The organism is Neptunomonas japonica DSM 18939 (genome assembly GCF_000422765.1).
Classification (GTDB): Bacteria; Pseudomonadota; Gammaproteobacteria; order Pseudomonadales; family Balneatricaceae; genus Neptunomonas; species Neptunomonas japonica.
Genome location: NZ_KE383916.1, coordinates 214082 through 239678, shown reverse-complemented (window position 1 = coordinate 239678; position 25597 = coordinate 214082). Strand labels below are relative to the sequence as shown.

The window sequence follows — 25597 nt, the reverse complement described above, 5'->3', positions numbered from 1 at the left end:
TAAAAAATACGCAATGAGTAAGCCCATACAAACATGGGTTTACTCTTTATTCACACGACCAACCTTATCAAGTACTTTCCCCAGTTCTGATGAAAAAGCTCTTCTTGAATATTTGTGCGCAGCCTCCTTTGTTACCCCTATTTCTTCCCCAGCCCTAACTTTCTGAAGAAAACCTTCAAGCCCTGCCTTAATTGCATCCTTATTATCTAAAGCAACAATTGAACCTTGGCCCGCTTCAAGCAACACTTTTGCAGTATCCCCCTGGCTATCAGTCAATGCCAATATAGGTCGTTGAGCACGAAAGTATTCATATATTTTAGCTGGAATTTGGTGATTGCAGTTCGACGCCTGAAAAACCAATAGACCATCTGCGCTTAGCATTTCAGACAACGCCTCTCGATAAGAAATTCCATCAGCTAACGTAATCACATCATTAATATTCAGCCTATCTAAGACAGGCTGGTAAAGCTCATCATGCCCAGTGGCTCGCAAAACCACGCTAAAACATTGAGCAGATATCTTGCCTTCATTTTTCAACTCAGAGACAGCATCAAAAAAAGGCTGAGGATCGCGCTCAGAAGGGTACAACACTCCACTATGAAGCAATAGAAAAGGCTTCTGCCTACTTGTTTCTAAATTATTCTTAGACTCAACTTCAACCTCTTCGAATATTTCTTCGTTAAAGCCATTAGGTATCAGATGCCACTTACTATCAGAAATATGAGGGTAACGCTGCCTATATAGCTCAACCGCGCCCGGCGTAGTAAAAACAGCTGCAGAACAAGCCTCTACTACTTTCCTTTCAAGCCAAGCGTGGCACCGCCTTCTAGCCCCTGAAGCTGGGTATACATCATCTAGCATAGCGTCTCGAAAATCAGCCACCCAAGGCAGCCCTGTTAAGCGCTGCATAACTAGACCTATTAAATGCGCCGTAGCTATAGGGTAAGTTGACCAAATAACAGCAGGTTTTTGAGATCGAACGAGTTTCAAGCCCGACATAACACCACCTAGCAACCAACTTACCCACCTATCAGGTAAAGCCAAAACATCAAGATAGCGCCCTTTAAAAGAAAAGTGCCGAGCAGAGTCTAGCGCAAAAGCTCGCTTAACAAGCATACCTTGCGGAATATCCTCTAGCTGATGATCACTAACTGAAGGATAAGCTCTAGGGTGAGCGGAAAGCACCATTGGCTGCCAACCGTTTTCTGGCAGGTAACGCGAAAAAGCGAGTGTTCTTTGAATCCCGCTGCTGACATTAACCGGCGGATAATGAAAGGCGATTAAAAGAACCTTATTTAGAGCGTACGAATCCAGTTCACTGTCCATGCTGCTACTTTATTTCTCCATTCACGTTTAGAAAAAGTATGATCAGCACTTTTTAAGTCTTCGCGTTGCATTCTTTTTTGTTTAAGTAATCGTGTAAAACTTCTTGACCCTTTAACCGCATCATCAAATTCAGCAGCAGTGAGGTCATTACCGCTCATGATATATTGAACAGGACCTTGATAGGCTTTAAGTGAAGACTGCATTTTTTCTGGTAAGTTTGTGGAAGACTGTTTAAGAGGCTCAACCGTACACGTTATTTCACTTTGCACAACGCTAGTATCTTCAGAGCTACTAGAGCGCTTAAGCATAGACACTAAAGAAGCCAAGGATGCTGATATCTTGAAATCACCTTTAATGACTTTTGACCAAAGTTGACGAGAAAATAAACGCTGCAAATAATAATGCTTCAAAAATGCTTTAGCCTCTCCGGCTTCGCTTCGCACCCAAGGGTTCAAAATCACTAACCCTGCAACTCGCTTATCACTCGGTGCATAAAAGCACGCCGCCGATGCCGCATCACACAGCCCCCATAACACAACACCATCAAGCCCTGGTACTTTGTGCATAAAGTTATCTATGGCGTGTTGAATATCAACGTGAACATTCTCAAACCCTAACAAGTCGCCGGAAGCGTCCCCCATCCCACGATAGTCAAAACGCATGACAGGAATATTTTCCTTAGCTAAGTGCCGCGCAAGATGTAAAAATTGACGGTGACTACCAACACGATATTGAGGTCCTCCAACGATGACTAACACACCAAGCTTCTCAGCTTTCTCAGGGCTCTTAGGCAAATGCAGTACCGCAACTAACTCTTCACCTTCGCAAGAAAATACAAAAGGCTGCTCAGAGCTTAGTTCTTGCTCTGTCGCCTCCTCCTGACGCTCACTTTCATGAACAACGGCATCAGAATCAGGCAATCGAGATGCAGGTAATTCTGCACAAGAGATGCCCGATGTTAATGAAGGCGCAATCAACTGCGTTGTTTCATCAATAAGATCAGGTGCCAGCGTTATCTCTTGAGTTGTCCAAAAAGGCTCACCAACAACCGCTTTTGAATAAACCTCAACATCTTGAGATTGCCACAAAGCGATCAATTTTTGTGACACGGGTAATAAACCTCGCCCTTGGGAGGCAACTATTTCCAACCAATTAATTTTCAGCGGTTGCTTAAACGTCATACTCTTCAATAAAACCTGGTCCAGCAGAGACAACATTGAGGGAGCCACATCATACCCGGCTACTTCAAGTTTCTCTCCCGCACTTAGCCGCTCTCTCAACTGCGCGACCGTTTCTTGCTCACCTGTCATCATTCCAGCAGCCATACGCAGCCTTAAAAACTGCGTCAACATCTGCTCACCGCTATGGACGGGCTGCCACAGTATCAATTGTGATACTTCCTCTAAACCTTCATCCATTAGGTCTAAAGCCATTAAGGCACCCGCTCTCAACCCCCATAAGGTAATCTTTTTAGCACCTTGTTGCCGAGCACTCAAAACCAGATAACGAATATCCTGTTTCCACACATCCCAATTCGCATCACCGAAATCACCTTCGCTATCACCCGTCCCAAATAAATCAGGCACAATAACTGTAGCACCTGCTTTAACAAAAGCAGCAGCTTGGGCTCGCACCATGCTTCTTGACTTATTCATCTCTTCTGCAAATGCAGGTAAATAAATAATCCATTCTGATGCAACAACGGCGCTAGCAAAGTGCTGTGCGATAAACAGTCGCCCCGAAGGGCCATTCACAAACTGGGGAGTCATAGAGTTTTTACTATATTAATTACGCAGAAACTTTGTCATTAACGAAGCTAAAGAGTGTTCCAATCGTTTCAAACACTTCAGCACTAATCTCGTCATCTTCAACCGCTACGCCATAGTTCTCTTCAATGGCGGTTATGACCATCACTACAGCCATTGAGTCAAACTCAGGAATACTACCTAACAAAGGGGTAGATTCATCATAATCATCAACTCTAGAGCCAAGCTGCAAAGCATCTCCAATAAGCTGCTTCACTTCATCCAATGTAATCACACAAAACTCCTACTATTGACACGCCATTAAGGTAAAACTCACGATTGTAATGTTAGCATCTCATGATTAATCAGCAAAATTGTTCAGCAGTAAAATAACAAACCGATCAAGAAAACAATAACGACATTATTAAAAAAGCACGATAAACTGAACGCCATACATGCAAATCATAAACCATGAAATCTTAACATCAGCAGACACTAGGACATATAATGACAGGGAATGTAGTAAATACCTTACATAACCATGAAAGTAATAATTCTTCTACGCCACTGCTAGCGCCTGCATTTTATGGTTGGTTAGATATTTCAGGCGCTGACGCTAATGGCACCACAAATGCCATAAACATGAAACAAGCACTGAATAGTCCGCTAACAATTACATCGACAGCAAGCGATAGCGCTTCGAAAAATTACCTAGCCTCTACTGCTGAGGTTTACGAAGCAAATAACATTAGCGTTACTGTCATTGGTACACCCTGGTGGCCTACAAAAGACTTAACAGCATTAGCAGAACAACAGAGCCATGCTGCTACTCTACTTAATTTATATGAATCAGAAGGCCATGGATGTGCCAAGCGAATCCAAGGATCTTTCGCCTTCGTCATTATTGATAATAACAATCAAACGCTGTTTTGCGGTGTTGATCGCCTAGCCAGTATTCCGTTGTATTATACCCAGTGCGATAAACACATCATATTTGGAAGTACTGCGGGCACCGTACTCGCACATGATTCTGTAAGCACTCGGCTAAGAGATCAAGGCCTGTATAACTATGTGTACTTTCATATGGTTCCCAGTCCAACGCCTATTTATGAAGGTATGAGTAAGCTGCTAGCCGGCCACTCTATCTGCTGGAAAGATGGCGCTATAAGCCAAGATAGATACTGGCTACCGACGTTTAAAAAGACCCAATCATCAAGCTTTGAAGATAAGTGCGAAGAGCTGCGCATTACATTAAAAGATTCAGTGAAACGCTCAATCCCACAAAACAAATCTGTAGCTGCATTTCTGAGTGGTGGTTTAGATAGCTCGACTGTTACAGGAATGCTCTCTGAACTCAGCGACAACCAAGCACATGCTTACTCCATCGGATTTTCTGCTAAAGGCTATGATGAAATGGCTTTTGCTCGCATCACAGCAAAACATTTTGGCGTTAAACTACATGAGTATTATGTTACGCCCGAAGATATTGTGGATGCCCTACCCAAGATCGTTGCTAGTTATGACGAGCCCTTTGGCAACTCCTCTGCTCTTCCTGCCTATTTTTGTGCAAAAGAAGCAGCCAAAGATGGTGTGCAATTACTGTTAGGTGGTGATGGTGGTGATGAACTTTTTGCTGGCAATGAACGTTATGCGAAACAAAAAGTATTTGAAGTCTATAACAGCATCCCTAAAGGCTTACGCTGTAATGCGATAGAACCTTTATTGAAAGCATTTCCAAAAAAATTGCCATTAGTCAGCAAAGTGAATAGTTATGTCAATCAGGCAAACGTACCTCTGCCTGGTCGTATGCAGACTTATAACTTTCTTAACCAGCACGCACCGTCAGAAATATTCAATGATGACTTTGTAAATCAAATTTCGACTACTTACCCTCTAGAATTATTAGAATCAGTCTATAATGCTCCTGAGAATGCAACATCATTGAGCAGAATGCTCTTTCTCGATTGGCAGTTCACTCTCGCAGACAACGACTTAAGGAAAGTTAGCCACATGTGCGCACTCGCAGGTGTCGAAGTTGCTTACCCTATGCTTGATGATGCGATGCTCGAGCTAGCCTGCGAAATACCCGATGACTGGAAGTTAAAAGGACAAAAACTACGTTACTTCTATAAAGAAGCCATGACAAACTGGCTTCCAAATGAAACGATTACCAAGAAAAAACAAGGATTTGGTCTTCCATTCGGGGTTTGGATGCAAACGCACAAACCTTTGCAGGACCTAGCCTATGAAAGCTTGTTGAAACTAAAAAATCGTTCCTATTTTAAAGTAGAGTTTTTAGATCATTTGATAAAACTACATCGCGATGGACACGCAGCTTACTATGGCGAGCTAATCTGGATTCTTATGGTGCTTGAGTTATGGCTAGAGAGTAAGGGCAAGGGATGAACATGCAGCAAAACAACCGGATTTCCTACCCTTCACCGGCGATCCCTTTAGCACCAGTCTTGTCTGAAAAATCGATCAAGCTGTCGCACACATCCAGAGATGTTAAATCAATACTATCAAACTCTGAGCAGATACATGTAACTAGCGGACGAGCTGGAATAGCGCTTGCACTAGAGCATGCAGGAATCACAGAAAAAGACGAAGTTTTAATTCCTGCATACCACTGTGAGTCAATGATATCTCCGGTATTATGGCGTGTAGCCACACCTGTTTTTTATCAAATTAATGCAGATACATCAATTAACGATGACGATATAATAGGGAAAATCACGTCATCTACTAAAGCTATTATCGTCACTCACTACTTCGGACGTATACAAAACCTGTGTAACGTAAAAAAGCTTTGTGATGAGAACAACATTATTTTAATAGAAGACTGCGCTCATGCCTTTTTCGGCTCAAAAAATGGAGTGCCGGTAGGTACTGTAGGGGATTATTCGATCGCCAGCAGCATGAAGTTCTTCCCCTGCTTTGACGGTGGTGTATTAGCGTCATCAAAGCACTCTCTAAACACTATAAACCTTGAATCTCAACCCGCATCTTTACAATTAAAATCATTTTTTAACATTGTCGAGAGAGCAATCAATTACGGTCGTTTCGGCTTTCTCGGTAAGCTTTTAAAAGCCATCTTGAAAGTAAAAGAATTGACGTGGAATTCTATCAAACGTCTACGAAAAAGCAGTGTTAGCACAGCTATTAGCCCTTCATCTTCAGAAGGGGGCTACGGTCTTGATCAAAATTGGATTCATAAAAACACTTCAACTCCCTCGTTGATGACCATCAAAAAAAGTGATTACAAGCGAATCACCTCTAAGCGCAGAGCCAACTACGAAAAGCTCTACACTGCTCTTGAAGGTCTTGAAAATGCCCACCCACTATTTGACGCCTTGGACAAAGAGTGTGTACCTCTTGTTTTCCCACTATTTGTCAATAGTCCAGAAGCATTTGATACCCTCAAGCGCCAAGGAGTACCTATTTGGAGGTTTGGTGAGTTTCTTGATGAGCAAATAAATCAAGAACTTTGCCCAAATAGCATGACGCTTTCCTCTCATGTTTTTCAATTCCCTTGCCATCAAGAATTAACATCAAAAGAACTCGATTGGATGATTGAAAAAATCATACACGCAATCAAATAACGAAGTGGACGAGACAATGCAAGCGATAGGCTGGAGCCTTTACTCTATAAGTGATTTTAATAAGCATACAAACCAATGGGATCAACTGAATAGCGAGACAACATCTACACCGCTATTGGACAGTAATTTTGTAGTTCCACTGCTTAAGCACTTTGGCGCAGGAACTGAAAAACTCGCTATATACCAAGAAGGTAACTCAATACAGGCCATGGCTATTGTTGTGGAGTCCCGTATAGGCTTTTGGAGCACATTCCAACCATCTCAAGCGCCAATAGGGTGCTGGATGCAAAAAGCTGAAGTTTCAACACAAAGCTTAGCTCAGTCTCTGCGTAAGAAACTCTCATTTACTTCTTTGGCCCTAAGTATCACCCAGCAAGATCCAGAGTTACTGGTTATGCCTGAACAAAGTAGCCAATTTAGCACTATGCCTTATATCGAAACGGCCAGAGTGACTATAAAAGAAAGCTTTGAGGAGTACTGGGCTAAACGCGGAAAAAATTTAAGACAAAACCTTCGTAAGCAGAGAAACCGTCTGGAAAGAGAAGAAGTTACCACTCGCCTTGTTCAGCTGACTTCTCCTAGCGAAATGTCATCGGCGATTCAAGCATACGGTAAGCTTGAAGGCGCAGGCTGGAAATCTGAATTAAATACCGCTATTAGCGCTGATAACGATCAAGGGCGCTTTTACACCGATATGCTTAGCAACTTTGCTGAAAAAGGTAACGCTATAGTTTTTCAATTTTGGTATAACGATGACTTAGTAGCCACTGATTTATGTATCACGGGTAATGGTTCAATTATCATATTAAAAACAACTTATGACGAAAGTATCAAAATATCCTCGCCAGCTTTATTACTTAAACAAGATGCTTTTGAGTATATTTTCGACAATAAGCTAGTGGAGCGTATTGAGTTCTATGGGAAAGTTATGGAATGGCACACCAAATGGAGTGATGAAATTCGTACCATGTACCACATCAGTGCGTATTCAAAAGCGGCCACTTTGCTAAAAAAATTAAAGCCATAAAAACACCCGTACTACTGACTGCCTGTATTGATTGGAGAACTCAATGAGTTTTTTTGTTTTATGCGACAAAGAGAAATTTCAAAATAACGTTGATCGCCATATAAAAAGAATGGCTGAAAACGGCTTTTCGAAATACCTCACAATCGATTTGGGCAGTAAGAACCTGATCTTATTTAACGATCTATCAGGTAACACTCCGGTATTGAAAGAAGTTGAAAACGGAGACTTTATTGTGTCGCTAGGCACTTTTTCCTATCAAGGCAGTAAATCACTGTTGGGGCTAAATAGCCTCCTAAATAATTTCAATACCGAAACTTTCACATGGCAAGAAATGACAGGAACATATGTTGTCATACTGAGAAAAGCCGGCTGCACTTACCTCATATCAGACGGCCTAGGTTGTAACCAAATATACGTCGATGCTCAGTGCTCGGTATACTCAAACTCATTTGTATCCATGTGCGATATAACAGAGCCTAAGTTTTTCGACACACAGGCTTGCTATGAATACGTTATCAATGGTGCCGTTTTTGGGAACAAATCACTTCTCAAAGGTATTAGCACTTTACCAGCAAACTCCATCCTAAAAATTACAGGTCAAAAAACACAGAATCTTCAGCTTAAAAGCCCGGTTTTAGATAATGATAACTGTGCTGCCAATATGACACTAGATCAAGTAGCTAGCTACCACTGTAAGCAGCTTGATAGCGCATTTGAGCCTATTGCTAACGCATATGGGGATAACATAAAACTTTCATTCTCTGGGGGGTTTGACTCGCGTTTATCATTGGCAATGCTGATGCAACACGGAGTTAAGCCAAAACTTTTCGTGTACGGCAACGACAATGATGAAGATGTTGTTATTGCACAAACCGTCGCGAAGGCCGAAAGCCTTGAATTAGAATGCATAAACAAAAGTACAGCACCGACCATTGAACTTGATAGCTACAATGAAATAACTCAAGCAAATTTTTATGCTTTTGATGGTTGGAAAGTTGAATATGGGATCTTTGATTTTGGTACCGACCGCAACGACCGGCTCAAACGCCATGTAAACGAGCAAATCCCTTTAAATGGATCTTTAGGTGAAATCTATAGAAACTTCTTTTACATTCCCGATAAGAAGATGAGAGCTCAAGATGTTGTTTCTACATTTTATTCTCAATATAACCAAAACGCCTTTAGCTCAAAATTTAAAGAAGCAGAGTATCGAGAAGAAATGGCCGCGTGTATGAAAAACGCCATTAACAGCAGCAATGAACATTTAGAACGCTACCAAATAGAGCAGTTGTATCCTCACTTTAGAGGACGCTTTTGGACAGGTCGTGACGCTCAATTAAACCAACGCTTTGGTAAGATGCTCTTCCCGTTTCTTGAACCCGCAGCCATTTCAAACACATCAAAAATACCTTTAAATTATAAAGACTTAGGCTACCTACAAGGCCGCATGATATCCCAGGTAAACTCTCGTCTGGCTAACTATCCTAGTGACTATGGCTTCTCCTTAAACGGTGTTAGACCTCTAAAATATCGATTAAAAACTTTTTTAAGCACTCAACGTCCACCGTTTACTCGAAAACTCTCATTTAGATTAAAAAACAGACACAAAGAAGCACTAGATACACCACTATCTCAGCCGTATTTATCACGCGTCATTGATGAAGATTTCCCGATTATGAGAAACCTATTCAATATTGATTTGATAAATTCTGCAAAACAGTATGGCCTAATAGCCACTTTAGAATACTTAGGCGAGCGTTATAACTTAGAAGTTAAATAACAAGTAACGCTGAATTACTGAATTCTCATTACGTATACTTCAGATACTTTGCTATTAACCGCAAGGTAGAAAAGCGCTTTAATGCCACCAATATCAGCTATAAATGCTTTATTGCCAACAAAAGTACCTGCTTGCACCTCATAGCCAGTAAACGAGAATGGCGTGTACTGGCTGGTTGCCAAATCCAACAAATACCATTGCCCTCTTAACGAGCCATAACTGAACTCACGTAAAACTGAACCTTTACTTCCCCAAGAACGGATGTAGACCCCTGCCTGCATTTCTTGCGTATAGCTATGCGCTGGTAAACCGTACGTTTCTACTAGATCACCCCAGCTCTCAGTTTTCATATCAAATATGGAGTAAACGTTTTTACCGCTTTTCTTATGATAGTTCATCACCATAATTTTTGATTCATTCATCTGAAATATCAGATGCTGCCCTACAAAATTGATCCCTCTAGGTGGAGCATCAATGTCTAAAATATTTGTGCTTTCAGCCGATTCAAGCTTATTCCATCCTGAATACTGGAGGTCCGCTTTTAAAATACCAAACACTTTACCTTTATATGGAAACACCGCATTTTGGATACTTGTCTTAAACTTGGATCCATTTTTTTTCCAGCCTTCAACGCTATATTCTTTCGTCTTCACGTTGTAAGCATATTTGCGATTTCTAGTAGTGAACAACACATCCCCCACCTTCGCTACACCGCCATACGTATGCTGAGATGGAGGCCGTCCATCAGGGAGAACATAAGAAATCACACTAGCACCATCCATATACGTAGTGAATGAGCCATTACCTCCTAGCTTTTTATACTTATCAGACCACTCAGAGCCTTGTAAATCAGGGTCGGATGGCATTGACTCAACCTCGAATTTCAACTTATTGAGGTCCAACTTCCAGATTCCATTAATTGAAGAATCAGCATGTCCCCCTCCCCAAGGGTAATAAACAACCTTGGAGTAATTATCGAATGCCTGCCCTACCCAAGCAGTAAAAGTACCCTTTACATGAGAATAACCATACATTTTAGAAGTGTTAAAACCATTACTCTCTAATAAGGCAGTGATTTCACCAACAGGATCCAAATTTGAAATTCTTAAGAGATGCGGATTATCTCTCGAACTAATTGGCAGGGCGCTCCAAGAAGACTTTATTACTTTTCCTTTATCGTCTCTAATTGGGTTCCACACTTGAGGTGTAAAATTTTCTGACTTTTTAATACTAAATGGATAACCCGACTGATAATTTTTGTAATCCCAACGGTCGCCACGCTCATCAATTTTTTCGCGTAGCAGATTAGCAATTTCAGCGGCACCTTCAATATCGTTTTGAGCGGCCAGTGCAGCCCAAGCGTAAGCATACTGAGCTCGATTACGGTAAGTAAAAAACCTACCATCAACTTTAGCATCAGCAGTAAACAAAGTATCTTTGTCCCATTTTTTATAAGTGGGTTTGTTCATTATGTTAACGGAATACTCCGTTACATCTTCCCAGCCGTGTGTGGTAGCCCACAACTTTGCACTTTTATAGTCCGTAATTTCTCCTTTCTTTGCGCGGTCATAAAAAAATATATGATCATTATCCACCGCTTTAACAGACCATAAATTCACGCGTCGGTTTAAATGCTCGAATTGCCACTGTGCTATAGGGAGCCAATCATCAAACCCCAGATGTACTGTATAATTGATAACTTGACCTACCATACTCTCCATCCACCCTGTCCAACCGAAGGATTTATAAGTAACAGAGTTAAAAGCTAAAACCCTCCACACATCGTAATAAGGCTTATCCTTAGAAGCCCCTATTACATTATTCAAATAATATTTTTTTGCATTACTCAAAGCCGTTAAATAATACGTATTTTTTGTCAGTCCCATTTTTTCTAAATAAGCCAATTGTACTAGCTGCCGCAAAGTCCAAGCCAGATAGCGACCAGACTGTTGCCAGCCCACCCAGTTATCATACGGCTTACTCATTTTTTCACAAAATTTACGGTAGTAACTTTCCATGTAACCCAGGTACTTTTTATCTCCCGTCATCAGATAAGGTAACCAATATAAGTTAGGAGCATGCCCAAAACTAAAAGCCGTTGGAGGTGCTTGATCAGCAGCCTGCAAAATACCGGGCAAAAGATCAGTATTACCAGCTACAAATGCGGCATGATCCTCTGGCAAAAGTCCAATTTCACCTCGCTCCCCACCTTCACCAGACCATTTAATATCAGTGTCTGCAGATATTTTTCGGCCAGTATTATCAAACACAGGAAGTAATCCTAAAGCCTGTAGTGCACTTACGTTGCCAAAAGGCAATGTAGATGAGGGTTCAGCTGCCATAGTTGAGCTCATAAAGAGCAAATAGCAAACAAGTATTCTTAAAACAGTACGAAACTTAATCATAAACGCCTATATAGATTAACTACTGACAGTGAAAGTGAGACACTAATAAGACCCTGATGAGCAACTCGTCATAAACTGCTCAACTGTTTTGCGAATCACTCTTGAATCACTCACATTGCCTTTAGAGGCCATTACAGCGACCCACTTTATTTGATTTGGCTCTACACGAATAACAGATGTTTTCATACGAGAATATTCTGAAATGCTTTTTTCTAAGCTTTCGAAAAATTCATCTGAACTGCCCTGCTCTTCACTCATCGCGTTATCTATAATAGACCTTACGATAAATGATATCGTTTGCTTTTTTACCGACGCTAGTTCATTTAAAAAATCTAACTGTGAAGTGCTCAAGTTCACTTCAATATCTTGAAACGTATTGACAGCGCTTTTCGATAAAACAGTTTCATGCCTACTCAAGATAGACACTCCAACCCAGCGTAGGTATAAATGAGCGCCAGTAGCTAAAACGATAACGCCACTTAACTGCACCACAATCCATCTTAAGAATAATGAATCTGATGAAACCAAATTTTTCCGATCGGGCCCCAACAAAAAATCCACACCAGAGTAGTTCAACCCGTATTTCCCTACATTTTCCACTAAACCTTTGTTCAATAAGAACCAGCCAACAGGGATTAAAACAAGCACGGATAGGCATGCAACTGATATGGTTAAAAAACGAACTCGAATAAGCGATGTTGAAAGCAGCACTGCCGAAAAAACAACGATAAAGACCAACAAATAAAGATAACCTCCACCTCCTAGTCCCCACGAAGCATCACGCGCTATTAACTCGTTAAGATTGTCAGTTGAGGATAAATCAAATGCTATAACCTTACATACAAGAAACCATGGCAACATATATAAGCAATAGATAAGGAAGTACCGTAAAACACCTTTTTTCCTCCAGGGTAAAGGAAGCCATCGAGTCTTAAACAATGTAGCAAAAAAGACACCAAACAGAATAAAAACAGGCCCGAATAGTGCACCAAACCTTACAATGGGCTCAACCGGCTCAGTAAACAGACGTAAATTATCCGAACCAAAGTGTTCAACAAAACTGATTCCTAAAGGTCCAAAAATTCCTCTAGTTCCTACGCGATGAACCCAGACAGAGGAACCCGCAACATCACTAATACTTTCAGTTGTGACACCAAAAAAGAATAAGAAATACAATATAATTGCGACCACCGTAGCCGCAACTGGCGCAACCATAATGGGCCGACTGCTCTTTGCAATTACTTTCCCCATCCATGCAGCCCCTACCCCAAACCACAGCAAGGCTAAACTTACAAAAAACAGATCAAACCCAGAAGCCTCAAACCTGAACAGTTCACGAATGTTGTAGGGAACACCGGGTAAGCGAACTAAAAAATAAAATATAAGCATAATAGATGCAACAACGACACTACCTGCAAGAGCAACAAAGCAACGCTGCTTAAAGTCACTTGAGCTTGATAGACAAGGCGTTTCTATAGGCTTTAGAACCGGCGTAATAATACTTTGTGCTTTAGGAGTTGTAGGTACTTGAAGAGAGCTATGAAAAATCCTACGAAACAGCAAACCACCGAATAATACTAATAATGGATCAGTAACTTCTGCTAAATGCCCAACAAGCCAACTCTGCAGAACTTCAACACCAAGGAAAATGGAAAAAATAGCAACGATAACTTTAAGAGAAAGCCAGCCAGATTCACAAAGCAAAAAGAAAATAGACCCTATAACGAAGAGTTTTTGAGCAAAGACGCCCGCACTTGTTAACATAGAGCCGCTCAAAAACCCGGAAAATGGGACCCATTCAAAACCAGCATTATTTACTTGCCACTCAAAAGGAAACAGACTCCCTGACACAACACCAATCAACAATGCGAAAACCAAGCAAAGCGATCTTTGAGAGAGGCTTTTAGGAAGTAACGGCCACAAAAATAAAGCACATATCCATGACGCTACATCCGTCACAGACAAATCGTTCTTGACAATGATAATTTCGAGCAAGGAAACAGTGACAACAGCGACAATCAATTGTAAAAACTTCACTCTTGATTTACATAAGTAAAAAAACAAGTGAGCCGCAGCCAACCAAGCCGCCAATAGAAAAACAAACTGATAAAAATCAAATTCTGGATCAACCAGCAGCGGCTTAAGTGCATTTTTATACGACTGTAGATCAATGCTAGGAACAAAAGGAACTAACCTTGAAGCCCCCCATAACCCTAACAAAACAAAAGGAAATGAAAACGAATATAACTCAACACTCTTAATAAAAATACGTACTTTATAAGAATACGCAAAAGCTACACCTATCACTAAACCAAGGATGTTCCAATACACATCAACTAAAGCAGGTGAACGGCTGGGTAAATACAACTGCGCAACTTGGCATGCCAACGCTAGAAGAATACCTAGCGCAGAAAGGCTAGCAATTAACGTCACACTGACTTTGCTTTTTGCAAATGCTACCAAGCCAAGAAAACCATAAGGTATAAAAAGAATAATGTTACCTAACACATCACCTAGACTGGTTTGGTCATTCCACGAATTAATGAATGCTAAAAAAACAGCATCATCAATGTTTATTGAGAATTCGAAAGGAAAAAGGGAACCGTAAGCTATGAGAAAGCATACAAAATAAAAAAAAAATCGCATGAAATAGATCACTCTTAAGTAACAGTAACATGTAAACTATCGATCAATAGCAAATCATAACATTTCAACTATGATTCGTAACCGAGCAATTGATACTGATAAAGACTAATACATAATTAATCATGGCCAATCACAAGAAACTGTTAACACTATATTCAATTATCACAACCATAATTATTCTTATCCTGCTCCCTAAAGCCAGTATTGCTCAATTATTGAGCTCTAAAATATCAACAGGTAAAGAACACCCGGTTTTAACGCCATTCCAAGTTGAGATGCAAGCACATTTAAAACGTGTAGACAAAAATACAACTTCAGGATCGGTGATATTTTTAGGCGACAGCATAACTCAGGGAATGTCTGTTTCTGACATTTCAAATAAATCCGTCAACTTTGGGCTGGGAGGTGATACATCCAAAAACCTTCTATCTAGAGTCGCTAGTATGGAATCAATAAAAGAAGCTGATAAAATAATCATCGAAATTGGCGTTAATGATATTCAGCAGGGGTTAATAAATACAGTGAAGAATGTTGAGCGTATTTTAAACTTAATTGATTCAAGCGTACCTGTGTTTCTCTTAGCCATTTTACCTGTTGATGAATCTAAGACAAAAAAAATAAACAGAACAATAGCGACTACTAATAAAGAATATAAAGCTATTTGTGAAAAAAAAGAAAATTGCACGTTTATAGAAAACTATCAGCGCCTCATGAATTCAAATCGACAACTGAAGAAACAATACCACTCAGGCGATGGAGTCCACTTAAATGAAAGTGGCTACTCAACATTAAAATCCATACTTTCCCAAGTAATCTCAAAATGACAAAAAATAATAGATTTGAAGAATTAGATGTATTTAGAGGCCTAGCGGCGTTGAGTGTAGTCCTATTTCACTATACAACAAGATATGACCAAGTCTACCAACATACAACTCCCACGGCATTCTCAGCCCCATGGGGGCACTTAGGCGTACAGTTCTTCTTTATAATCTCTGGATTTGTAATATTCATGACATTAGAAAAGTGCCACTCATGGAAAGACTTTAGTGTTTCCCGCCTCTCAAGACTCTATCCAGCTTACTGGGCTGCTGTATTACTCACATTTACATTAGGTTACCTCTCTCCCCTACCTAATCAAAGCCTGACTTTTTCACAGCTCATAGTAAACTTAACGATGCTCCAAGCATTTTTCTATGTTCCTGCTGTAGATGGTGTTTACTGGAGTTTAGCATGGGAGCTTAATTTCTATTTCGTTATGTTATTTTTGTTCTTAACTTCTAGACTAAAAAGCATGAACTTCATAGCGCCACTATGGCTTAGTGCCATGATAACTACTTACTTTTTATTAGAAGCTAACATTGACGTTCCGTGGCGCATACAAACATTTTTTGTATTACAGTTTACTCATTTATTTATTGCTGGAATATATTTTTATAAATGGAAACAGGAAGGATTTTCTTTATACAAATTAACAATACTATTATCATGTCTAGCTGCAGAGCTAATTACAGGCGATGTTATCAGCAGTGCATTTAGTACTTCATTCTTCATATTGTTTGCACTTGCTATAAATGATAAATTGAGCTTCATAAAACAGAAACCTCTTATATGGCTTGGAAGTATCTCATATACACTTTATTTAGTGCATCAAATGATTGGCTTTAAAATAATTTACACACTTAATGAAAATGGTTTACACAGCACGACTAGCGTGTTCTTAGCATTGATCGCTTCTTTATATATAGCGAATTTAATCACAAAACATATAGAAAAGCCCGTTATGAGAAAGATACGCAACTCATATAAGAAAACTTCAATAAACTGCTCGCCGTGAGAATAAAATGAAAACAGCAATACTCATTAATGATACTACATATGATTTTCACCATGGTTGTGAAGCAGTTGTAAAGGGAATAAAAAACAGCTTCTTAAAAAGAGGCGTAAAAATAGTCCATGCGTGCCCTGTAGGCGTCAATTTCAGAGACGATAAAAAACTTCTGTCGCTAGCTAACAATGTGGATTTAGTCATTGTAAATGGTGAAGGTACCATTCATCACGGGCGAGAAAAAGCAAAATGGTTACTTGATATAGCGCAATATTCAAAATCCAATAAAGTCCCTTGTGTATTAATTAATGCAACATACCAAGATAACCCTGAAAGCTTTGACTCAATGTTAAATAATTTTGACCTAATATTTGTCAGGGAGTCATCAAGCCTAGAAGTCATGAAGTCCATAGGTGTAGATTCAGGTTTTGCTCCGGACTTAACAATGCTTTTATCGGAAAGTTTCATAGAGAATAAGTTATCAATTAGACAAGGAATTGGAATAACAGATAGCCCTGTTATTCATGAAAGCATTAATAATATAAAATCTTCTTATAAGTATGGTTGGGAATTCCTTCCTGTGTTAAGAAGTAACAGGCTAGAAGGGGAGCTTTCATTTAAAGAAACTTTAAGGCATGTAAAGTTTTTTATTACTAAAAAGAGAAAAAGCACTCACGTTGATGGTATAAGCGAGGCCAAGTATTTAGAAATAAGAAACTCCTATATAAACCCAACTATAAAGGGGTACCTTGAAAAGCTTGCTAGCAAAGAACTTCTCTTGACATCAAGATTTCATTCCCTATGTTTCACATTGGTAACTGAAACACCATTCGTTGCCATAAGTGGAAATTCACATAAGGTAGAGGGAATATTACATGACTTAGGGCTAACGAATCGACTAGTACAAGCTAAAATATTTAGCGAAAATATTAATGCTGCTGATTACTCTTTCACACCAGATGAATTAAATAGCATTAGAGAGTATAAAAAAGATGCTGTTAAAAAAATAAACGACATGTTTGATAGTTGTGTTGCCTTAATAAAATAACTATTTTTTGGCGATCAAATCTAACATATCCGACTTCACTAAGTATAAGGATAAAATCCAAGTAACTACAAATACTACACCGCATATAAGCGTACCGATAAATAGACTGCTCTCCAGAATCATATTAGAGATGGAGAGCGTATAAAGAGCAATAAAACATATCAGTGATACAGACAGCGGCTTAAACAAAGCATTACAAACCTCTGTATATCCAACATTTATAGCCCTAGATAAAAAATATACTGATACTATCATTGTAAATAGTCGACTAATTACAATACTAAACAGCAGCATCTCTAACCCATAAAAAGATGCTGTGATCATAACCAACAAAGAAAAGGTTTGAGAGATAGATTGATTTTTCACGTCTAGATCAATATTTTTGCTAGCTACGAAAACATGAGGGTTTACAGAGTATATACTTACTATAGCGGCAGAAATTGCTAGCCAAGTCACCATAGGAGCCGCTGGTGTCCACCTAGCACCATATAGAATTTCTATTATGTTTTCACTCATAAGTGCTAGAAAAATAAAGAAAGGCCAAGAGAAGGTACAAATATAGCCAATGCTTTTTAAGTACTCAGGTTTTATATCTCCTGAAACCTTCATTCTATTCACTAAATGAGGTAATAAGACAGGAATAATTCCCTGCATCACTCCCATATGGAAAAGCTTTACAAGGCCATTAGCTCGGCTATACAAGCCTACATTCGTCATACCAAAAAACTTTCCTATAAGTATTTCAGGCAGTTGTGAGACCATCATAAACAAAATATGTATGTACGAGGATTTGGACCCAAATTTAAATACTATTTTTATTTTCTCTACACTAGGAGTAACTAGCTCAACCCTTCGCCTATAGAAGCTGCTTAATAAAACAGTCATTGCTGTTGTAGCTATACTGCCCCACACAAGGCTCATGTAGCTAAAGCTATTATAAGCCATGCTTACCGAAACAACCGCACCAAAAAGAGCAGAGCCGACATTAACTTTGAGTAAAGCTAAAAAATTCATTTCTTTACGTAATAAACTTAATGATACAGACCCGAAAGGAATTATCAGAAAGTTAATAATTACTAAATTTAGTATAGAGACTATCTCTTCACGTTCAAAAAAACCAGCAATATCAACTGAATTAACATATAGTATTAGCGCTATAGAATATGACCAAAAACAAGTCACAAAAAAGGCAGCCATTAATTTTTGATCATCAAGTTCATCTTCTTGAATAATATAAGAAGAGACTCCAAAATCTCGAACCATATGAGCTACAACAATAATTGTCGCTACAATTGAGTAAAGACCAACTTCCTCAGGCATTAATAAACGAGCTAAAATAACACTGGCAGCAAAACCAATTAAAAGCTCACTATATTTTTGCATAAAAGATAAAATTAGTGATTTCTTAAGCTTATTCACAAGTTATAAACCATTCATAGTTCTGATTTTTTTTATAAACTCTTCATTTCTTTGTGTTGCACCAGAGAGTCCCTCAAGAGAGTTTTTATAATCTTTTTTATTTAACGAATTATCTTGAAGTTTTAATAAAAACTCACGCCCCAACTCATTTTCAGTATGAAGTGTTATAAGCCCGTTACGTAGCACAGTTTCAAACACAGGGTAACTAGGATATTTAGTGTGCCAATTATCGGGAACAATCACTTCCTTGTCTAAAAACAATGGCTCTAAAACATTATGATCCCTTCCTACGTAGCATACTCGCCCAGCCGAATAAAAACTTCTTAATTCACCCAGCGTATCAAGAATTAAAACTTTGCCATTAAAGCTCGAAGCATTACTTAGCCAGCTCTTAAAGTTATAGCTAATTTTGTATTTCTCTAACAAGCTAACAATTGCACCTAATTGCTCTTTTTTCTCCGGATGCCGTGGAGCTAAAACAAACATAGCTTCAGGGACTTCTTCCAGAACCTCGCTAAACGCCTTAATTACTTTTTCGTATTCATTTTCATTAATTAAACAGCCTGCAACGATTACATTTTTACACTGTTTTAGCTTACATATTAAATCTACACTAACTACATCATGTGTAGTTAAAAAATCATCACCAGGTGCATCAAACTTCATATTCCCTGTAACTTCAACTTTATTACTATCTGCCCCTTTATTAATTAGAAGTTCTTTAATGGCTACAGTTTGTACAGTAATACCATCAAACATACGAATATATGATTTATCAAAAAGCAGTCGTTCTATCTTATCCTGCATGCACGATGGATCATACTGATACAACCATCCGTTAATTATAAACATACCCGATGCTGCAGCCTTAATAGCTTTTAGTATCTCGTAGGGAAAACGACATGGAGCATCATTTGGCGAACAAGGTATTTCACACATATAAAAATAATCAGGTGTAAATTTTTTTATATATTCATGTATTTCACCATCTGAATTATTAATATCCAAAACTATTGCTTTTGGGTATTTAGCCAAAAAAGATGGCTTATAAAATATACGATCAGTAATAATAACTATTCTTTCTGATTCATACTTCGTATTAATAAATGGTGAACAAGCATTAAGCTCACCTATAGTAGAACAAAAAAACCATGCGAATCTTTCAGTATCATTACGAAAATAATCATCGAGCTTAGTTAAGCTCGAAACAGAAGAATCATTCTTTTTCCTAGATGAAATAAGTTTCAAAATGATCTTATAAACATACCAGCTAATAATTTCTTTAGTTTTTTCAATAAATTTCACTATAAACTCACTGTAATATTCTTACTACTAAAAGCACTGATTTGCCTGAAGATTACTTTAAGTTTATGATAACACTGCATGTAAGTAGGAGCATACAACAATGTTATTTTTAAAATCTAAACTAAGCGCTAAAACCCCCTTATTAATATCATGTTTACTCGCATCCTTTACTGCAGAGGCTAGACCTGCAGCTCCATGGGTTGGTTATACCTTCGAGGGAGCTCCATGCTATGGCGAAAGACAAGCTTTTGGTCCTTACGACTATACACAAAGAGATAGAACTGCTGAGGCAGAAGCACTCATCCTAGTAGAAGGCTCACACTTTAACTACAAGGTGGAAAAGCTACAGGAAGGTGCCAAGGTCAAATACAACCTTTACGGTGATATTGATTACACGCTTCGAGCTTTCCCAAATCATCACCGTGCTCTCAATACAGTGATCACCTTGAGAACACTTTACGGCGAAAAAAATTACAAAAGTAAAAAACTGAGTCCCGTAGAGTGTTACTTACAAAGAGCAGTAGGTTTCTCATCTAGCGATGCAACCACTTATATGCTCTATGGAATTTTCCTTCATAAAATTGGCAAATTTGACGAAAGCCTAACCCAGTATAAAAAAGCTGAGAATCAGATACTTCCTGACAAGTCAGCCATTTATTATAACTTAGGGCTTTTATACACAGAAATGGAGCGCTATGAAGAAGCAAAACTATATGCAATGAAAGCATATAAGAAAAAATTCCCCTTACAAGGCTTAAAGAGGAAATTGGAAAAAGCCGGTAAGTGGTAATCCATACTACAATTTGACACTCTTCTGATTTAGAAGCAATCTTAGTAAAAATTTACCCGATCTTTTATCCCAGGGTGTAAAGCGCGCAAGCTGAAAGCGATCACTATTGCGCGCGGAAACACCCCACGTAGTCGAAACAGCCGCTTCAAACCCTGCCTCTTTTACAATCCTGACCTGACTTTCCAAATAATCATCCCCCAACTTCCCATTAGGATAAGCAAAATATCTTAATTTCTTGCCAATAATAGTTTCGAGATGTTTTTTCCCATCGACAATTTCTTGCTGAGCGTGTCTATCATTAAGCTTTGCCAATATAGGATGATTAACTGTATGGCCACCTATTTCAACGCCCGCAGCTTCTAAATTTAAAATTTGCTGATCAGTCGCCATAAGGTCATTAGGTAGTAATTGTTCTGCAAGAGATTCTATAAAATCAACGGCCTCAGCTCTATGCTCAACTTCTCTATGCTTAATTTTTGTGAGTATTTTTTGAGCGACTATTCTTTTGGATTGGGAGTCATTAAATGTGTATTCATCTAGGCCTACTTTTCGTAAATCAATATACTCTCCAGCACACTTGATAGTTTCCACTACCGTGTCATTCCACATACGACCGCCATTTATAAAGCCCGTAGCCACAAATACAGTCGCTGGAATATTCCATTTTTTAAGGATGGGTAGAGCACAGCTTTCATTGTCAGCATAACCATCATCAAAAGTGACACATATAGCATTTTCAGGTAACTCGCCTCTATCCATTAACTCTAAAGCTCGGGCTAATGAGAGTGGAGTAAAGCAACGTGAAACTAACGACATATGCCAATCAAATTCTTTTATTGTTGGCTCTGAAGGTCGCATAAAGTCGTACTTAGGCAACACACGGTGATAAATCAGTATTGATAAATGCTGTTTACCTTTTGTTCTAAGTACTAAAGGCAACGTAACGCTGGCGGCCTTTAAAATGCACTGTTTCATCTTCTTTAATACCTGAGAGTTATATCTAGAGCCATTGAAAAACTAAACCATAGAGTTCTTAAATTTGGTTTTTGGTAGCGCCTCATTCTTCAAATTGATTTGTGAGCTAATCAATAATGTTATAGCAACTAAATGCCACGGCAAATCAAAATACGAGAGACTTAAAAATGCGCCACCGGTTAGATAGGCAATAAAGCTTATTTGCAACATTCTTGCTAAGAGATTTTGTTGTGACATGCCAGGATCACCGCGAGTACGCTTAATAACTCGTGATAAATTATTCCAAGTGAACATCAACACTAAAAGAAACAGGATAAGCCCGACCCATCCATGATCTGCCAACACATTAAAATAGATACTATGCGCAACAACTACCAGCTCAGCATCAGGAGAATAAACTGCATATGTATTCGTTGACCAAGAGCTGAACCCTCCCCCTAACAGTCGATCATTTGCTATATTAATGCTGTAAATCCAAGCATTAATACGCCCCATGGCTGATGCGTCTTCTTCGTAGTTCCCTATTGTATCCATCCTCTCATGCCAACTCTCCGGCATGAAGTTCCAGCCGGCGGCAACAATAAAAAGAATAGCAAATGCTGAAACAAATTTACTTTTGGTTTTAAGCCAATAAAAGCCTAATACAGCCCCAATCGCAATGAGAGCTCCGCGGGATTGCGAACCAATAACAGACGCCAAGCTCAGGAAAATAGCCCCACCCATTGCATACTTAAACCAACGATTATTCAACTGAACCATCAAATAATACATAAGAGGTATAACCATTAAACAAGCTAATGCTAACTCATTATTATCTTCTATAAATGAGCCTGCGGGCCCCCACACACGGAATGAACCACCAGTCATTATCGTGAATAACCCACCTTTAATACTATAAAAACCGATTGAAAGAGCAATAACCCAAATCAGCTTATTAATTCTATCTTGGTTAGTAATCAGCGCCATGGTTAAGAAAGTAAATATTTGTATCTTAATTATTCGTATATATTGTTCAGCTGCAAACTCAGGATATATTGCAAAGTAGGTTGTTAAAGACGCCCATATCAAGAATAAAACCCAAACAACGACAGTCCCGCTTAAAGGTATGCTTTGCCTATCTTTATTAAATATAAATGCCATAAAGATGGTGATGGCAATCACCTGCGCAAATGGCATGTCGTAGGCAAAACCATAAGCTAACCTATGCGGGTTCATATAGCTTAGCCATGACCACATAAGAATCCCGATATAGGGTCTGCGCAAAATAAATGGAATACTCCCAAATACAATCAGTGTTATGAGAAGGTCACGCATGCGAGTCCACTATTTTTGTGTATAAGTTAATTTGATTTTCTACCGTTTGATCCCACGAGAATTTTTTTGCATATTCACGTGTTAAGTTTCTATCTATATTCAGTGATAGAGCCTTACTAATCGCCTTAACCAAACCGGAAGAGTTGCGCTCTTTGACTAACACTCCTGCTTCAGGAGATTTAACCAGCTCAGGAGTCCCGCCAACATTTGTTGCTGCAACAGGAGCCCCACAAGCCATTGCCTCTAACAGTACGTTAGCCCAACCTTCACGACTAGAAGCCAGTACGAGCAAATCAGCAGCGCTGTACAACTCAACTAACGCAGGCTGCTTTAGCGTACCCATAAAACGAACCCGCTCTGATAAACCCAATGAGTAAGCAAGTTCTTTAAGCGGCTTATCCAACTCCCCACCACCAACAATGATAAGCTCACAGTCTGGGAGCGCTAATAAGCTTTTGATAACTAGGTCGTGGCCTTTCAGCTCAGTTAGATTCCCAACACTGAGTAGTGTTGCTCTTTGTAATGAATAATTGTGGCGCATTTGTTGATAATTTTTTGGCGAAAACAAAACATCATCAACACCATTTCTTAAAACATGTATTTTTTCTTCTTCAGCGCCCAAAGTAACCATTTTATCTTTTAGTGCCGAAGAGACTGTAATAGACGCTTGAGCTTTTGATGCGGCCCATAAAATCATTTTTCTTGGTAATGAGTAATTAGGTATCAGGTTTATGTCTGATCCCCTAGCTGAAATAACAAATGGCAACTTCAAAAAATATGAAGCGATCGCAACGGCAACACCATCGGGATAAAAATAATGAGCATCGATTAAATCAAATTCGTAGCCCTGCTTTCTTACCTTAAAGATAGTAAGAAAAATAGCCAATGCTAAAAAAAATGGCGTAAGCAGCATTCCAACTTTGGGGATTACCAAATAACGCGGGTGATATATGTCTACACCATTTCTATGCTCTTTTGATGGTATGTCTACATACTGTGAATATTGACTGAAGTATTTACTTTTAATAGGAAACCAAGGAACAGGCGCAACAACAACTGCATTAGCTTGCCCTGTCTCCATAATTTTTTTCAATCTTGTTTCTACAAAAATACCATGACGGTGCTGAACACTATTAGGGAATAGTGTCGTCACTACGAGTAAATTAACCATTATCTGTTTTTACAAATTTTAGGGTACACATGTTCATACTGACCCACACTCACAGGCCAATTCCGTTGCTCTTCTACATATTTTCGTCCTTGCTGTTTTAAGGAATCCCAATCATCAGTCTGATCCAACACTTCAAGCACAACCCGTGCAAGATCTTTTTTATCACCTGCTTTAAACAAACGCCCCGTTTTACCATCATCAATCAATTCTTTATGGCCACCGACATCTGATGCAACCACTAGCTTCCCTTGAGCCATCGCTTCAAGTGGCTTCAGCGGTGTTACTAATTCCGTTAAGCGCATTGCCAAGCGAGGATATATAAATATATCAACCAAGCTATAGTAAGACTGCACTTCTGTGTGCGGAACACGTCCAGTAGTCACTACGTACTGTTGTAAATTTAATGACTTAATTTTACTTTCTATTAAGTCATTTTGTGGGCCACCACCTACCAGCAACAAACGAATATCCGGATTTTTGCTTATCATCTCAGGTAAAGAGTCAAGTAAAAGAAGCAGTCCTTCATAAGCATAAAATGAGCCGATAAACCCTAAAACTTTTTTCCCCTGCAACTGCAGCTTTTCTGTTAAAGCCTGGTCACTGTGGGTTATCACACTAAATTTATCAATATCAACAGCATTAGGAATCACTGTTATTTTTTCGTTACCAATACCTCTGGCGACAATATCTTTACGTAAGCCTTCACATATCGTTGTCACTGCATCAGCATTTTTAAATACGTAGGTTTCTAGCGCTCTAGTCAGCTTGTACCGTACACCATCTTCTTTACAAGTGCCGTGATCAACGGCTGCATCTTCCCAAAAGCCTCGGCACTCATAGACTACCGGTATACCGTACTTTTTCCCTGCTTTTAATGCAGCAACACCTGTTAGCGCAGGAGAATGGGCATGCAGGATATCCGGTTTCGTTTCTTCAATTACTTCACAGACTCTTTTTGTTAGCTGATCAATAATTGATAACTGATTAAGTAATGGCAGCTTATCAAGAACAGATGACTTAGCAGGCGTTCTATAAAATAAAAACTCTTCTACACTTTCTACAGGCGCAGAGTCTAGCGTGTGCTTACCAGACGTAACATGTACTGTTTCCCACCCCAAGACACGCTGCTGCTTTAAAATTGAGCGAGTGCGAAACGTATAACCACTGTGCAGCGGAATAGAATGGTCTAGAATGTGTAAAATTTTCACGTATTATCTTT

The 25597-nt window shown here is 39.2% G+C and carries 19 protein-coding genes; 8 read left to right on the top strand and 11 right to left on the bottom strand.

All coding sequences use genetic code 11. The features are described from left to right. Positions 1-39: 39 nt before the first annotated feature. From G511_RS0120295 to G511_RS0120285, 3 genes are read right to left on the bottom strand one after another with little or no spacing between them, the layout of a single operon-like run. On the bottom strand, positions 40-1326 hold the full coding sequence (locus G511_RS0120295) for a glycosyltransferase (protein ID WP_028471279.1): 1287 nt from the start codon (positions 1324-1326) through the stop codon (positions 40-42). Next, the gene (locus tag G511_RS24050) at positions 1296-3095 is read right to left on the bottom strand and encodes a hydrolase 1, exosortase A system-associated (protein WP_051222286.1); all 1800 of its coding nucleotides are present in this window, start codon (positions 3093-3095) and stop codon (positions 1296-1298) included. Before G511_RS24050 ends, G511_RS0120295 begins: the two co-directional genes overlap by 31 nt. A 19-nt stretch (positions 3096-3114) precedes the next feature. Further along, positions 3115-3366 carry a phosphopantetheine-binding protein gene (locus tag G511_RS0120285; RefSeq protein WP_028471278.1) on the bottom strand — a complete coding sequence of 84 codons (252 nt, stop codon included), beginning with the start codon at positions 3364-3366 and terminating at the stop codon, positions 3115-3117. 212 nt (positions 3367-3578) lie between these two features. Between G511_RS0120285 and asnB the strand changes: the two genes are divergently transcribed. From asnB to G511_RS0120265, 4 genes are read left to right on the top strand one after another with little or no spacing between them, the layout of a single operon-like run. Continuing rightward, complete coding sequence (gene asnB / locus G511_RS23535) at positions 3579-5477, top strand: asparagine synthase (glutamine-hydrolyzing) (RefSeq protein ID WP_156905265.1); 1899 nt, start codon at positions 3579-3581, stop codon at positions 5475-5477. A 2-nt stretch (positions 5478-5479) separates the two neighbouring features. Further along, positions 5480-6673 (top strand): aminotransferase class I/II-fold pyridoxal phosphate-dependent enzyme, encoded by a 1194-nt coding sequence (locus G511_RS0120275; RefSeq protein WP_028471277.1) that lies wholly within the window; start codon positions 5480-5482, stop codon positions 6671-6673. Further along, positions 6645-7700, top strand: coding sequence for a GNAT family N-acetyltransferase (locus G511_RS23530; RefSeq protein WP_156905264.1), 1056 nt, complete (start codon positions 6645-6647; stop codon positions 7698-7700). The genes G511_RS0120275 and G511_RS23530 overlap by 29 nt, the downstream gene beginning before the upstream one ends. A gap of 43 nt (positions 7701-7743) precedes the next feature. Continuing rightward, on the top strand, positions 7744-9480 hold the full coding sequence (locus G511_RS0120265) for a hypothetical protein (RefSeq protein ID WP_028471276.1): 1737 nt from the start codon (positions 7744-7746) through the stop codon (positions 9478-9480). A 14-nt stretch (positions 9481-9494) separates the two neighbouring features. Here the strand turns inward: G511_RS0120265 and G511_RS0120260 are convergent, their stop codons facing one another. After that, the gene (locus G511_RS0120260) at positions 9495-11750 is read right to left on the bottom strand and encodes a hypothetical protein (protein WP_156905263.1); all 2256 of its coding nucleotides are present in this window, start codon (positions 11748-11750) and stop codon (positions 9495-9497) included. 177 nt (positions 11751-11927) lie between these two features. Beyond that, entirely contained in the window at positions 11928-14531 is a 2604-nt protein-coding gene (locus G511_RS0120255) for a VanZ family protein (RefSeq protein WP_028471274.1), read from the bottom strand. A gap of 122 nt (positions 14532-14653) precedes the next feature. Here G511_RS0120255 and G511_RS0120250 point away from each other — a divergent pair, with 122 nt between their 5' ends. The 3 genes from G511_RS0120250 to G511_RS0120240 are packed head-to-tail and all read left to right on the top strand — an operon-like array spanning position 14654 to position 17404. Beyond that, on the top strand, positions 14654-15355 hold the full coding sequence (locus G511_RS0120250) for an SGNH/GDSL hydrolase family protein (RefSeq protein WP_028471273.1): 702 nt from the start codon (positions 14654-14656) through the stop codon (positions 15353-15355). Continuing rightward, positions 15352-16365, top strand: a complete 1014-nt coding sequence (locus tag G511_RS0120245; RefSeq protein ID WP_028471272.1) for an acyltransferase family protein — start codon at positions 15352-15354, stop codon at positions 16363-16365. Before G511_RS0120250 ends, G511_RS0120245 begins: the two co-directional genes overlap by 4 nt. A gap of 7 nt (positions 16366-16372) precedes the next feature. Further along, complete coding sequence (locus G511_RS0120240; protein ID WP_028471271.1) at positions 16373-17404, top strand: polysaccharide pyruvyl transferase family protein; 1032 nt, start codon at positions 16373-16375, stop codon at positions 17402-17404. On the opposite strand, the gene G511_RS0120235 is transcribed toward G511_RS0120240, so the two are convergent. Beyond that, positions 17405-18823 (bottom strand): oligosaccharide flippase family protein, encoded by a 1419-nt coding sequence (locus G511_RS0120235; RefSeq protein WP_028471270.1) that lies wholly within the window; start codon positions 18821-18823, stop codon positions 17405-17407. Positions 18824-18826: 3 nt separating this feature from the next. Further along, positions 18827-20128, bottom strand: a complete 1302-nt coding sequence (locus tag G511_RS23525) for a 3-deoxy-D-manno-octulosonic acid transferase (RefSeq protein WP_051222281.1) — start codon at positions 20126-20128, stop codon at positions 18827-18829. A gap of 100 nt (positions 20129-20228) precedes the next feature. On the opposite strand from G511_RS23525, the gene G511_RS23520 reads away from it, so the two are divergent. Continuing rightward, positions 20229-20918, top strand: a complete 690-nt coding sequence (locus G511_RS23520) for a tetratricopeptide repeat protein (RefSeq protein WP_051222280.1) — start codon at positions 20229-20231, stop codon at positions 20916-20918. Between the two features lie 6 nt (positions 20919-20924). Here G511_RS23520 and G511_RS0120220 read toward each other — a convergent pair whose 3' ends face one another. From G511_RS0120220 to G511_RS0120205, 4 genes are read right to left on the bottom strand one after another with little or no spacing between them, the layout of a single operon-like run. Continuing rightward, positions 20925-21893: a polysaccharide deacetylase family protein gene (locus G511_RS0120220; RefSeq protein WP_051222278.1), complete on the bottom strand. Its 969-nt coding sequence runs from the start codon at positions 21891-21893 to the stop codon at positions 20925-20927. 42 nt (positions 21894-21935) lie between these two features. Then, positions 21936-23207, bottom strand: a complete 1272-nt coding sequence (locus G511_RS23515; RefSeq protein WP_036552553.1) for a putative O-glycosylation ligase, exosortase A system-associated — start codon at positions 23205-23207, stop codon at positions 21936-21938. Next, on the bottom strand, positions 23200-24378 hold the full coding sequence (locus G511_RS0120210; protein ID WP_036552552.1) for a glycosyltransferase family 4 protein: 1179 nt from the start codon (positions 24376-24378) through the stop codon (positions 23200-23202). Before G511_RS0120210 ends, G511_RS23515 begins: the two co-directional genes overlap by 8 nt. Beyond that, entirely contained in the window at positions 24378-25586 is a 1209-nt protein-coding gene (locus G511_RS0120205) for a TIGR04063 family PEP-CTERM/XrtA system glycosyltransferase (protein WP_028471267.1), read from the bottom strand. Before G511_RS0120205 ends, G511_RS0120210 begins: the two co-directional genes overlap by 1 nt. Positions 25587-25597 lie beyond the last annotated feature (11 nt).

Bases quoted from the DNA above. Each gene is read 5' to 3' on its own strand.
- G511_RS0120295 (WP_028471279.1), bottom strand. From the start codon at position 1,326: ATGGACAGTGAACTGGATTCGTACGCTCTAAATAAGGTTCTTTTAATC.
- G511_RS24050 (WP_051222286.1), bottom strand. From the start codon at position 3,095: ATGACTCCCCAGTTTGTGAATGGCCCTTCGGGGCGACTGTTTATCGCA.
- asnB (WP_156905265.1), top strand. From the start codon at position 3,579: ATGACAGGGAATGTAGTAAATACCTTACATAACCATGAAAGTAATAAT.
- G511_RS0120275 (WP_028471277.1), top strand. From the start codon at position 5,480: ATGCAGCAAAACAACCGGATTTCCTACCCTTCACCGGCGATCCCTTTA.
- G511_RS0120265 (WP_028471276.1), top strand. From the start codon at position 7,744: ATGAGTTTTTTTGTTTTATGCGACAAAGAGAAATTTCAAAATAACGTT.
- G511_RS0120255 (WP_028471274.1), bottom strand. From the start codon at position 14,531: ATGCGATTTTTTTTTTATTTTGTATGCTTTCTCATAGCTTACGGTTCC.
- G511_RS0120250 (WP_028471273.1), top strand. From the start codon at position 14,654: ATGGCCAATCACAAGAAACTGTTAACACTATATTCAATTATCACAACC.
- G511_RS0120245 (WP_028471272.1), top strand. From the start codon at position 15,352: ATGACAAAAAATAATAGATTTGAAGAATTAGATGTATTTAGAGGCCTA.
- G511_RS0120240 (WP_028471271.1), top strand. From the start codon at position 16,373: ATGAAAACAGCAATACTCATTAATGATACTACATATGATTTTCACCAT.
- G511_RS23520 (WP_051222280.1), top strand. From the start codon at position 20,229: ATGTTATTTTTAAAATCTAAACTAAGCGCTAAAACCCCCTTATTAATA.
- G511_RS0120220 (WP_051222278.1), bottom strand. From the start codon at position 21,893: ATGAAACAGTGCATTTTAAAGGCCGCCAGCGTTACGTTGCCTTTAGTA.
- G511_RS23515 (WP_036552553.1), bottom strand. From the start codon at position 23,207: ATGCGTGACCTTCTCATAACACTGATTGTATTTGGGAGTATTCCATTT.
- G511_RS0120210 (WP_036552552.1), bottom strand. From the start codon at position 24,378: ATGGTTAATTTACTCGTAGTGACGACACTATTCCCTAATAGTGTTCAG.